Annotated in this window: 11 protein-coding genes; 8 read left to right on the forward strand and 3 right to left on the reverse strand. The window is 38.7% G+C overall.

Annotated elements, in window-relative coordinates; translation table 11 throughout:
• Window positions 1–368: 368 nt before the first annotated feature.
• A complete protein-coding gene (locus M23134_RS04535) occupies window positions 369–2702 on the reverse strand; it encodes an esterase/lipase family protein (RefSeq protein WP_002694223.1) in 2334 nt (777 codons plus the stop codon).
• Window positions 2703–3246: 544 nt separating this feature from the next.
• Between M23134_RS04535 and M23134_RS04540 the strand changes: the two genes are divergently transcribed.
• From M23134_RS04540 to M23134_RS04550, 3 genes are all read left to right on the forward strand, one after another.
• Window positions 3247–4218: a polyprenyl synthetase family protein gene (locus M23134_RS04540; RefSeq protein ID WP_002694224.1), complete on the forward strand. Its 972-nt coding sequence runs from the start codon at window positions 3247–3249 to the stop codon at window positions 4216–4218.
• A 46-nt stretch (window positions 4219–4264) separates the two neighbouring features.
• A complete protein-coding gene (locus tag M23134_RS04545; protein WP_002694225.1) occupies window positions 4265–4924 on the forward strand; it encodes a rhomboid family intramembrane serine protease in 660 nt (219 codons plus the stop codon).
• A 319-nt stretch (window positions 4925–5243) separates the two neighbouring features.
• Window positions 5244–5483, forward strand: coding sequence for a hypothetical protein (locus M23134_RS04550; protein ID WP_045112995.1), 240 nt, complete (start codon window positions 5244–5246; stop codon window positions 5481–5483).
• Between the two features lie 180 nt (window positions 5484–5663).
• On the opposite strand, the gene M23134_RS04555 is transcribed toward M23134_RS04550, so the two are convergent.
• Window positions 5664–6371 (reverse strand): class I SAM-dependent methyltransferase, encoded by a 708-nt coding sequence (locus M23134_RS04555; protein ID WP_002694227.1) that lies wholly within the window; start codon window positions 6369–6371, stop codon window positions 5664–5666.
• A gap of 194 nt (window positions 6372–6565) precedes the next feature.
• Here M23134_RS04555 and M23134_RS37515 point away from each other — a divergent pair, with 194 nt between their 5' ends.
• A complete protein-coding gene (locus tag M23134_RS37515) occupies window positions 6566–7564 on the forward strand; it encodes a helix-turn-helix transcriptional regulator (RefSeq protein ID WP_002694228.1) in 999 nt (332 codons plus the stop codon).
• A gap of 217 nt (window positions 7565–7781) precedes the next feature.
• Complete coding sequence (locus M23134_RS04565) at window positions 7782–8699, forward strand: hypothetical protein (RefSeq protein ID WP_002694230.1); 918 nt, start codon at window positions 7782–7784, stop codon at window positions 8697–8699.
• Window positions 8700–8759: 60 nt separating this feature from the next.
• Here M23134_RS04565 and thiL read toward each other — a convergent pair whose 3' ends face one another.
• Window positions 8760–9803: a thiamine-phosphate kinase gene (gene thiL, locus M23134_RS04570; RefSeq protein ID WP_002694231.1), complete on the reverse strand. Its 1044-nt coding sequence runs from the start codon at window positions 9801–9803 to the stop codon at window positions 8760–8762.
• Between the two features lie 386 nt (window positions 9804–10189).
• Between thiL and M23134_RS04575 the strand changes: the two genes are divergently transcribed.
• The 3 genes from M23134_RS04575 to M23134_RS04585 all read left to right on the forward strand — a co-directional run bounded on the left by M23134_RS04575 (window position 10190) and on the right by M23134_RS04585 (window position 12331).
• Window positions 10190–10585 (forward strand): BlaI/MecI/CopY family transcriptional regulator, encoded by a 396-nt coding sequence (locus tag M23134_RS04575; RefSeq protein WP_045113039.1) that lies wholly within the window; start codon window positions 10190–10192, stop codon window positions 10583–10585.
• A gap of 135 nt (window positions 10586–10720) precedes the next feature.
• Window positions 10721–11920, forward strand: a complete 1200-nt coding sequence (locus M23134_RS04580) for a M56 family metallopeptidase (protein WP_082226518.1) — start codon at window positions 10721–10723, stop codon at window positions 11918–11920.
• A 90-nt stretch (window positions 11921–12010) separates the two neighbouring features.
• A complete protein-coding gene (locus M23134_RS04585) occupies window positions 12011–12331 on the forward strand; it encodes a hypothetical protein (protein ID WP_053337239.1) in 321 nt (106 codons plus the stop codon).
• Window positions 12332–12688 lie beyond the last annotated feature (357 nt).

Below are 12688 nucleotides of genomic sequence, written 5' to 3' on the forward strand. Positions count from 1 at the left end.
TGTATTAGCATAAACTTAATGATTTGGTAATTTTTTTAAATAGGGGAGGAGCTATGACTATGAAAAAGTTCTTAGCTTTAAGTTTTTAAGACTATTTGGAGTACATAGCCTCGACAGGGGGCAAGCTTTAAGCGACAAGTCCTTAGATACCGATGAATATCGGTGCCCCGCAAGCGGGATGTCGGCATAGCCTCCACTAGGGAAACCCTGTTTAACTGCGTTGAGCTCATCACAGCAAATTGCTGTAGATTCGGTTCACAGGTAACTACACTTTTGTATCACGTTGATTTTCAGCGGCTTACAAAAAGCGTAGTTAAAAGGTAATGAAAATAGTAAACGCCAGGAGTACTTCTGGCGTTTATTATGATTTAAAGCATTTCTTGAATTGCTTTCAAACTGACTTCTTCTTCAAAATAATTGAGATGGTGACAAGCCACTTGAGTTACTTCTACTTGGGTGTTTTTACCTAGACTTTTCATAGAGGTAAAATCTACAATCATATCGTTTGCCTCGCCTGCATTGACAAAAGTACCTACACTTTTATACATCTGTTCTTTAAACTTAGAGAAGTTGCTACCCTCGGTGGGTTCATAGTTGCGTACATCGCCCGCTAAAACCAAGTAGGGAATACCACTGTCATCGCTATTGTTCAAATCTCGGATAAAAGAGGAGCCCTCTTGCATTTCGGCAAGGGTAGTAGTGAGCTGTTTGCTTTGTTTCATTATGTTTTTAATCGTTTTAAGTAAGCCTCCTGCCCAGGCTGCCAATGGTGATAGTATGTTGAGGGTAAGCCCCAGTGCTATAGTAGCAAATTTACGTGCGGTTTCTATATTGCCCAATACCGAACCTTGGTTGGGAGGCCCCACCAAAATCATTCGGTCTACCAACTCATGCCCTTTGCGTTGTTCTACCATCCAACGAGCTACCAAACACCCCATTCCTTGCGCCAAAACGTGCAACTCTTTGCCATCCTCTTTTTTAAAGCCTACCCGGTCAAGTTGATCTTTCAACGACCACGAAATATCATCACGAATAGACGAATTCAGGTTTTCATAGTCAAAGCTCAGTACCAGGTCATACCCTTTGTCAGCAATCATATCTTTTACACCAATCGCCATTTCTTCGGTATCTCCAATGATGCCATGAATGAGGAGCAATACTTTATTGGCTGACTTTACCTTTTCGGTAATATCATCATTATCTTTATGTCGTTTAATTTGCGTTCGCCCATTCTTAGTGGGGGCATTCAGGTATTCTACCCAGGCAAGTTGGTAAAGCTTATCAGGGTGGCGTTTTAACGCAATTTTAAAAAAGGCAAGCTTGAGTGACTTCCCCAAACTACGATGATCTTCTTCTTGTTCTGGAAGGGCATTGATGGTAATTAAAGTGTGCCCCTCTGCATCAGTGTCAACTTCGCCTACTGTCAGCAACTGTGCTCCGTCATAAGTCAACGGCAATAACAACTCATCTTCGTCAATGCTTTCACGAAGCATTATTTTCAAGGGGTGGTTGGCAAGTGCTTCGTTGCCCTGAATGTTATTAAACTCTAGTATATGATTGCCCCTTGGCGACCCGCCAAAGTCTACGATAGTGCCCGTTTGTTTTTCCAGTATTACAGGCAATACATCCATATAACTGGCACTGCGACTGCCGGGGTTGGGTGTGCTTAATTTCAGGTCAGCCGATAAGTAACTATTCCCCTTGATGATTAGTTTGTCATTATCAACAAGTTTAACCTCGCCTGTTCCTAGTTTGGCGCGTTGGCGTATAGTATGTATGGTAATGGTTTTGGTAAACCAGTTACTTTCCTGCTCAAATAGAGTAAACGTTTGGTCAGTGTTTTTCAAGCTGTTGGCATTGCCTGAGTGTACATACCCTATATCAATTGGCGCTTGTTCTAGCACAGACCCATCTAAACGCTGGGTACTTACCAATAACTTAAAAGTCATTGTACTCTCATTAGAAAAGTATTCATCTAAACCTTCGTGATATGCGATTTTATTTTCTTCTTCATTGTAGCTTTCCAGCCAGGTTTTTTGAGTTTCCAGAATAGTGGCGTGGTGAGTGTTGGCTTCAAAGTATTGACTGGTAAGCAGCGCCACCTCATAGTTTTCGTCGAGGTAAATAAGAGAAAAGTACAAGCCTTGGTCAGTATGATTGCTCACCCTAAGGTCAAACTCAGTGCCTTGCCATTCACCATCTACTTTTCTAAAATGGGTAATAATTTCTTCTCCTTCCAGAATATTTCCTTGGGCATCGTAGTAAGCAAAATCTATTTGATCGGGGGCTAATTGAGTGGGGGTATTTTTTAACCCTCTGACTTGTTCCCATTTACTAATGTTGTCCAGAATTTTCAGCAAACCTTGTACTTGGTTTGAGTCATAGTAAGATTTTATACCTTGAACTACCCGGTTATTTTCGTCTAACAAATACATAGACTGTTGGTCTGCTACCAAATGATACGTCCCTGCTTTGGGAGTAAGTAGATTACCCGCTTTATCTAGCACCGACACTTTCGAGAAATATTGAATGTGAGGATGGGCTATCTGTATAGCATACCCTTCATTTTTATCGCTTCTTACTAATTCGAAATGCGCAGATTGATGGGTTAACATTGCTTTTTGGAGCGCATCATATCCTGCTTGGTTGCCATACACCGATACATTGATAGATACTATTGGAGGTTTAAGGAAATCAGTCATATATTCTTTGTTAAGGAATTGTTCAAAAATAAATTTACACTCTGAGAGGTGATTTATTGCCTTGATGCTTCGTTATTTTTAGCCATCGGTTTTTGCCCGTAGCGCTGCTATGGGCAAAAAAATAGCCTCGTCTCAAAACAAAACCTCTACCTCAAGAATGGTAATTTAATTTCTCACCATTCCTAAGGGTTGAAGTTTAATCTTTAATTTATTTTTCATAAGCTTTTAATTTAGCCCAACCCAAGGGTTTTGTCTTGCAGAATACTCCATACAACATACAAATAGTTTTTTGTTTACCTTGTTGATGAGAGTATGAGTAGTTTGTTTCTTTGATGCGGTTAAACTGTTGCTATGTAATTTAAAAATAATTTCTAAAAACAGGGAACACAAGCTTTAATAATTTGACAGATGTAAAGCAGTGTTTGGCTAATACCTAAAAAAAACGGGTTTTTTCTAACAAAAACACAGGCGATAAGTTTCCATTTTGTCATCAAGCAAACTATTTTCGCCAACACTACACATATACATTATGATTGTTGACCTTATGGATATAAAGACGTTACAAACTGATATTCACACTGCTTTGGCTGGCTTACAATACGGCGAGCACCCCGTAGAACTCTATGAACCAATTCGTTATATTATGAGTTTGGGTGGCAAGCGTATGCGCCCTTTGTTGGTATTGTTAGGGTACTCTTTGTTTGATGACAACCACCAAAAAGCAATGAATGCTGCTTTGTCGGTAGAGGTGTTTCATAACTTTACATTGGTGCACGACGACATCATGGATGAGGCCCCTTTACGCAGAGGCAAGCCTACCATCCACCAAAAGTGGAACACAAACACAGGCATACTATCAGGCGATGTAATGTTGGTGCAGGCGTATGAGCTATTGCTTGACATAGACAGTGCCCATTTAAAACGAGTCATAGGCAAGTTTAACCGATGTGCTGCTGAAGTGTGCGAAGGGCAACAGTTAGACATGAACTTCGAGCATATTGATGCAGTGCCTGAAGCTGATTATTTGAATATGATCAGGCTCAAAACAGCCGTATTGTTAGGCTATAGCCTGGAACTGGGTGGTATTGTAGCCAATGCCAACAAAGTAGCTGCTGATTTGCTCAATGGGTTTGGGGTAAACATTGGAGTGGGGTTTCAGTTAATGGATGACTTGCTGGATGTCTATGCCGATGCAGCTAAGTTTGGCAAACAGGTGGGGGGCGATATTATTGCCAATAAAAAAACTTTTTTGCTAATTAATGCCCTCAAACTCGCTGAAGGCAAAACCAAACAAGCGCTGGAACGCTGGCTAAGTTTGACTGAGTTTGACAAAGCTGAAAAGGTGCAAGCGGTGACCGAAATTTATAACCATTTAGGGATCAAAGCACTGACCGAAGCTAAAATGAACGAGTATTTCGACATGGGTTTACAGCAGTTAGATGCTATTGAGGCAAACGAGACCGCCAAAGCTGCTTTACGTGCTTTTACGGTACAATTGATGAACCGTGATAGGTAACAGGGGTTGTGAAGTTTGCGTACCATGATAAAAACCAATATAACTTATGAATGATTTTGTGAAACCTGATGGTAACATCTACTTATCAGTAATTATAATTGCCATCACGGTAGGAATCAGCCTATATGCTGATAAAAACCGTTTGTTTAAATCTAAGTGGATTTTTAACCCTTATATAATTGAATCACGCAAAGAATATTATCGTTTTTTATCTTCCGGTTTTATTCACGGAGGCAGCACCCACTTGCTGTTCAACATGCTTACCCTATTCTTTTTTGCCCGCCAGGTAGAGCTTATTTATGGGGCGGTTTTTCCAGGGTATGGTAGCATTATGTTTGTGGTCATTTATTTGGCTGGAATCATCATTGCGAGCATCCCTGCTTATGTCAAGCACCGAGGCAACCCGGCTTACAATGCCTTGGGTGCGTCAGGGGGCGTGTCTACCATTGTGTTTGTGTCTATCTTATGCCTGCCCACCAGCAATATAGGTTTTCTCTTGCTGCCATTTGTGTCCTTTCCAGCGTTTTTTCTAGGCATTGCCTACTTGTTATACTCTTATTATATGGCAAAAAACTCAAACGATAACATTGGGCATGAAGCACACTTGTTTGGTGCCTTGTTTGGCATAGCCACTACTATAGCTTTTGTGCCGGGTGTAGTTCCGCGTTTTTTCGAGGCTATAGCCAATTGGAAGGGATTTTTTTAGTGGAAACTTATTGCCAATAGCCATTGTTTTTCCGTTAATAATTGTATATTTTAGGTTTTACGCTAAAATCCATAGAAAAATTGGTTAAAAATTGTAAACCCCAATATTTTTTAACGTATTAGTAAGGGAGTTTGCAATAAATAGTCTCCCAAGTTTTGGTGTATGGTTTTGATCAAAGACCAGGCGCATTTTAAGGGAATAGCAGCGCTATTGCCGCAAGATGCAACGAAGCATTTGGACAAAAAAAACGCCAGAAATGGGTAGCTTATTTTTTGTATGCTCCCTAAACACGGTTGGACTCTAAAAATTACCTGGCTATATGACGATACTTGTATATTTTATTGTTTGTTTATTTTGTTTTTCTCTCATTACCTGGGTAATGGTACGCTCTATTATACGTCGCGATGGTTACCCACCCAACAATGATGATGATGGTGGAATGCCGGGTGGCAATGATTTCCCTATCATAGGTTTGCCCCCAGGTGGTAATATAGAAGACTTATTGGTAGATCGCTGGCACGACGATGTGGTATCGCCTTCAAGCAAACCCAGTTTTTAGCACCCATTTGTCTGTCAGGTGTACAAAATTTAAAAGCCCTATTAGATTCATTAGAACCTGATAAGGCTTTTTTTATGTTCTCTCAAAAAATACTTATTTGCCTGGCTTGAGTACTGTTATTCAGCACACCTACCTGTGTAGCACTGGTACCTAAGACCTAATTTTAAACATAAGCCCTAATTAGCCAATTTTAAAATGTCCTATCTTTACCATTTCCTGAGGTTGAGCAATATTTATAAAATAGTTACCCACTGGAGGTACCCCTTGGGTAAAATGGTGTAGCTCATTAGCAAGAAATACCTTTGGGTGCCATTGCTCTATTTTTTTCAAATCATCGATAGCCCATTTGAGCGGCAGGTTGGGTGTATTATAAGCCACTTTGTTCATGACCTCTGGGTGTATCACCTCCAGCAAAATTTCGCAAGAGCTAAAGTGACGACATATATGTTGTAGCAAGGCTTTGATCTTATGCTCAGGGTAATACATGGCTAGCCCCTCGATAATGAGAAGGGTAGATGCTTGAGAAGGTAAGTGACGAAACAAACCTTTGCTAAATATATTACCTGAAATAAGTTTATACCTTTCATTGGTTCCGAAAAACGTTTGCCGTAGTTCTATCGTATCGGGTACATCTATATCATACCAAGTGATCAGCCCATTGTCTAGGCGAAAAAAACGATTGTCTAGCCCAGCTCCCAGATTAATGATTGTACCTTGAGGGTGAGCTTGAATAAATGTTTTGACAGCTTGGTCTATGGTATCAGGGTTAAGCGTGACTCCTAGTTGAGCTGCCAATGTGTTGTCATAGTGAGGGGTAGTGGCAGGCAAACCATAGCCCTGTAAAGTGGGCTGCCATTTTTGTTGTAATTGTTTATTGTTTTGGAGCATGTGTATCTTTTGTTGTATGGGAAATAACCGTTTATCAGAATAGTGCAAATGTTACCTGAGGATTTTTTGATAATAAGGAGTTTAACTTCTTTATTTGCAAAACTATCTTAAAACTCGTAAAAACTGTTTACGTTAAACGGATTACCAATTACGGTATCAGGATTTTTTACCCCCATAACCAATGATTTACCCCCATGAAACTGAGTTTGCAAATAGATAATGCCGATCAAAGCAGACATGAGCTTGAGCTACCATTGATTCCATTGACCGACTCAAAGGTGTATCGTGATGAAGGTCACATGGATATTGGTTTTGGCAAAGGGCATTTTCAGCAAGTAAACATGGGAGGTATCTATATTTTTTGGGGAGACTTTACCATTGCCCAAAACCTGAGAATTAAAGGAACTACTGATATGACGTCAGTAGGAATGAGTTTTCATTTGAAAGGTGACCTTAAAGGCAAAATGGAAGGCCTGGGAGATGAGATTCTGGTGCGTGCCAACGAACAAATGCTGTGTTATACTCCAGTGAATAGTAGTACTTATGATTTTTTGGGCAAACAAACCTATAGTACTTTCGACGTGAATTTTTCATTGGCTTACTTCGAACAACTAGTCATTCGTTATCCTGATTTACTCACCGACTTTTATGAAAAGGTGATTAAACAGGAGCCTATTGTGTTAGGAGGGGGGAATATGCCCATAACCCCAGAGATGCGCATGATTATTCATGAGCTTATGCACCAACCCAAAGACCGCACCTTGCGCCGAATATTTGTAGAGGCAAAAGTACTTGAGTTGTTGGCTTTACAGGTAGAGTTTTCACAACATAGAAATACCTCCGCCATTAAAACTAAAACCATTATTAACTCCAGCCAGGATTTGCGCAAAATACACGAAGCCAAAGAGATTTTATTGGCAAGAGCCGACAACCCTCCTACTATTTATGAACTGGCAAAAATGGTAGGTACCAATGACTTTAAGTTAAAGAAAGGCTTCAAAGAAGTTTTTAACAATACAGTGTTTGGTTTTCTGCTTGACTTTAAAATGGAGAAAGCCCGCAAACTATTGCGTTATACGAACAAAACCACTACCGAAATAGCACACCTTTTAGGCTACAGCCACCCCGGACACTTCACCAATGCTTTTAAGAAAAAATTTGGCGTAACTCCCAGTGCTTTACGGAGAGCTTGATGAATTAGAGGTTTATTGAAGGCATACATTCTACTTCTACCCTTTATTTTTGTTATTGTTTGCCCTTGTTTTTTAATACCTGTCTAACCCGTCTGTCAGTCATTTTTTAAGTTTTCACCAAAAAAATATCCATGATGATGGCCAATAAGTGTATATAAAAATAAGAGTGATCATCATATACACTCCTATCACTTTATTCGAATAATTTTGAATGGTTATGACTAAACTAAGAGTAGCATTAATGAGTGTCCTGTTGTTGGCAGGAGTAAGCGTTGGGTATACCCAGTCATCAAATTTATCTCATAAAAAGGCGCTGGAAATCCAGAAAAGAACTTTATTGGTACCAGTAGCTGCGAAAAAATCAAAAAATGATGAGATTTTTGAACAGCTGGTAAAAAAATACTGGAAGTTTAATGAAAAAATAGAATTTGTCCCCTATAAAAAGGCGGATGCAATGGTGAAAAAAAATAAGGAAAAATATGCTGTTCTAGGGTACAGTTTATTCGTAGATAGAACCACCACCAGAAAACGAAATCCTGCATATAATGGAATGAATAGTAAGTACAATAAAGGATCTTATATCTCTAATACCATTCAAACTTTGGTGGTATGGCTGACCGATAAAAAAGGAACAATTAAAGTCAACTTGTCGAGAAAATATTCATTAGAGCGTAACACCATTTACGGTTTGCAGCACCTGCAGTACTTGTTAAATTATTTGGTAGCTGACCCTAAGCATAAAAGCCTGATGACTTTTTACAAGCGTCAGATCAAAAAAAACGCACCTGAACTTAAGCAAAAAACATTGTTGATAGATGAAAAATTACTGGCTAAGAAGCTAAAAAGAGCCAAGGTTAAAGATTACTACCCATACCCTCATAAAATAGTAAAAACGGGAGAAGTAGAACAAGCATTGAAAGAACAAAATACAGACTATGCGTTGATCCATATTGCCAGTATCGACTATGGGCAAGGAGCTATGCATATTCACTTTGTTTCAAACGCTGCTACAGGTAAAATTTATTTGTATTTAGCTGCCAAGGTAGGGATGCCATCTATTGCTGGTATCAAGCTTCATAACAATCGCAATATTGGTAAAAAACAACTTAAAAAATACGCTAAACGTGTGAAATAACAACAGATACAAAAGCCTGGTTTGTGTAAAAAGCAAACCAGGTTTTTGTATGATTGATCGTTAAAAATGTTTCCATCCTTGCGCACTGATAGGGATAATCTGCTCTCCTTTAGTTTTAAGTACAACCCCCTTTTCTTTGGGCAGAATATAACCGATTTCTATGATTTCAGCACTTTGTTTTACCTTGTCATAATCACTTTGTTTTACAGTAAACAACAGCTCATAATCTTCGCCTCCATTGAGTATCGACGTAGTAGGGTCAATGTTGAGCTCTACTGAGGTGTCATAAGTTACTTTGGCTATAGGCAAATATTCTTCGTATAAAATTGCCCCTACACCCGACTGAGTACATAAATGCATCAATTCAGAAGCCAACCCATCCGAAATATCAATCATAGAGGTAGGCTTGAGTCCTACATCCTTCATATCATAAACTAAGTCTGTACGTGCTTCAGGTTTTAGTTGACGGCGTACAATGTAATCTTTGCCATCAAGCTCTGGTTGCATGTCAGGATTTACCATAAACACCTGTTTTTCGCGTTCGAGCACTTGCAATCCCATATATGCACCACCCAAGTCACCACTTACACAAATGAGCTCATTTTCCTGGGCACCTTTGCGGTATACCACCTCGTCTTTGGCTACTTCGCCAATGGCTGTGATCGAGATCACCAAACCGGCACGGGTAGAAGTAGTATCGCCTCCTACTAAATCTATATTATAGTTGCGGCAAGCCTGCTTGATGCCTGCATACAACTCATCGATCGCCTCCAAAGGAAAACGATTGCTTAGACCCAGGCTTACTGTAAATTGTTTAGGTCTGCCATTCATGGCAGCTATGTCAGATACGTTTACGGCCACTGCCTTGTAACCCAGGTGTTTAAGAGGTACATAGCTCAAGTCAAAATGAATGCCTTCCACTAGCATATCAGTAGCTACCAAAGTATACATATCAGCCCCCGTATCAATCACAGCGGCATCGTCTCCTATGCCCAATACACTCTCTTTGTGTTGGGGGGCAAATTGTTGTTGGATACGGTGAATCAACCCAAATTCACCCAAATCCTTCAATTCTGTTCTTTGTTGCTCAGTTTTCTTTTGCATGCTGCAAAGTTAGTAATTTTTTAGAGCTTAATTTTTTTACTTGCCTCCTCCTTTGTAAGCTTTTGGAGTGTCTTAGGTATAAAATGCTTTTGGGTGGAAGGAAACATTGGTTAAACGTGTTTTTTGTGTAAAGGCAACGATAGTCTGGTGAAAGTAATAGGTGATATACAGCATTGCAGCAAAACGTGATTAAATAAAATTTTATATGGATAAAAAAGGTCAGTGCAATAAAATAGCATAGCATCGTTTGTCAAATACAATAATATTTATTTTCTTAGTTAATAAACTAACCTGATAGTTTGTAAACTAAAATTTTAGTTTTATATTTACACCTATTCTATCATTTTTTGCGCAAAAAAACAATGAAAACAAAAAACCAAAACTCAATGAAAGAGCTTACAAAAGCTGAAGAACAAGTGATGCAGGTTTTGTGGAAACTTAAAAAAGCTTTTGTAAAGGATATTATTGACCACTTGCCCTTAAAAGACGGGAAACCATTGGCCTATAATACCGTTTCTACAATTATTCGTATTCTGGAGAAAAAAAAGTTTGTAGGTTATAAGGCTTATGGCAAAACCCACGAATACTACCCATTGGTTGACAAGAGCAACTACAGCAATTTTTACCTGAATAGTTTCATAGGAAGGTACTTTGGGGGATCTTTTGAAAAAATGGTGTCCTTCTTTGTAAAACAAAATAATGTAGACCTCAATAACTTTGAAGAGTTGATGAAGTATGCCGAAGAGCACGAAGTAAGCAGCCAAGGAGAAAAAAGTAAGTAATCAAATAATTTCATCAGGTTTTTTAATATACAAATACAGCGCGTTCATCAAGCACAGCCTATCAAAGATTATATCTGTTTGGGTTGTATCATTACAAGACGTGAGCACATTAATTTTACACTAACTTCGTAATCAATGTCCAATTATTTAGCAGAATCGTCGGTTTGTCTTATTCTTTTTTATGCAGTGTATTATTTCTTTTTGAGAAATGACACTTTCTTTCAACGCAATCGATTTTACTTGCTGTTTTCATCAATGATAGCCCTGTTAATTCCTTTGATGGAGTTTAATTTTTCTCAGCAAGCTTCCCCAAATGTAGCCGTTACACTTAAAACTATTTCGGTAAGTGCTACCGCTGTTGAGCACACTATACAGTCTAAGGTTACCTGGAGCATAAGTGCCCTGCTAATGAGTGTATATTTGCTGGTTTGCTTATTAGTGGCTACTCGTTTTGGCTTGAGAATGTATCGTCTTGTTCAGATTATTCGCAGGAGTAAAATACAAGTACGTACAGACCATAAGTGGATCAATACGCAGGGAAAACTGCCTACTTTCTCGTTTATGCGTTATTTATTTTGGGACAACACCAAGGAGCTAACACCAGCTGAGAGAAAAAAAATTATTAACCATGAATTAACCCATATCAGAGATTTACATAGTTGGGATGTGATGTATATGGAGTTGGTAAAAATTATCTTTTGGTTTAACCCCGTAGTGTATTTTTATGACAGGTCACTGAAATACCACCACGAGTTTATAGCCGATGCAGCTGTACTCAAAGAGACCTCTACCAAAGATTATGGTAAGTTGCTTGTGCAGTCTTTGTTCAAACAAATGAACTTGCATTTGGCGCATAACTTTAACCAAATAGAGATCAAACGCAGGCTGGTAATGATGGAAAAGTTGCGTACACCTGGTTATAAGTTTCTGAAAGTGTTTTTGCTATTGCCGTTGTTGGCGTTGGTATTATTTGCATTTTCAAATGGATCACCAGGGGCAAAGTTTACCGCACCAGTAAATGAAAATTATCGTTTTGCTTCAGTGGAGGGTGGTTTAGACTTGTTTTACCAAAAAATGAGTAAAGAAATCAAGTATCCAATAGACGCAAAGCGTAAAGGTATAGAAGGTAGGGTATTTGTTCAATTTAAAATTATGGCCAATGGTCAACTGAGCCAATTCAAAATACTCAAAGGCCTGAGCAAAGCTTGTGACAAAGAGGCAATAAGGGCTATTAAAGCAGTGCCAGCTAACTGGTTGCCCGCAAAAATGGATGGACAACAAATTGGACAGAAAATAACTATTCCAGTGATGTTTTCGCTGGAACAAAACAAATAAGAGCAGGACTCACTTTAAGTCTTTTTTAACGTGAAAGCCCAAGCCGATTTGAAATATACGATAAGCAATCACTCAAATCCTCAAAAAATTATGGAGTTTAAGAAAAACCCTCGTGTAGACATTCATCAAAAACGCACCTTGTTTTTTAATATAGGTTTAGTCATTGCTTTATTTATTGTCAACTCAGCATTTGAGTGGACTACCTATGATAAAGCTTCTCGTATAGACCTTGAAGTGAACAAGGCAGAAATAAATAATTTTGATGCTACTCAGGTGATTATCAGGGAAGTTAAACCCCCTGCTCCTGTAATAAAACCAGTAGCACCTGCCGCCAAGCAAAATACATTGGCAGAAGAAATGGAAGAAATAGAAATTGCAGTAGATTTAACCGTAGATTTAAATCTACCTTAATTAAACATCATAGTAATAATATGCAAGCGGCTTTTGCCGCTTTTTTTATGGAGAAATGTATAGGTTTAGTTAGTAACGTACACTTTGTAAAATATGATTTATACAATTATTTTCCTTTTTAGTATTATTTGTAATAAGAAATTATATTTTTGTATTATACTAACTAATATTTAAAATATATTAATCTTATGAAGTTTTCCGCGCTCCCTTCTCAGCATTGGCTAATGTACCTCACACTGCCTCATTTTAATACCCCATAAATTAATCATCAGTTTTCCTGTTCTTTTTTACGCTGGTTTTGAAAGTACCATTTTCAAAACACAGCCTTGCTATGCCCCTGCCTAAGTAAAACAGGAC

This window comes from Microscilla marina ATCC 23134, from assembly GCF_000169175.1.
Classification (GTDB): domain Bacteria; phylum Bacteroidota; class Bacteroidia; order Cytophagales; family Microscillaceae; genus Microscilla; species Microscilla marina.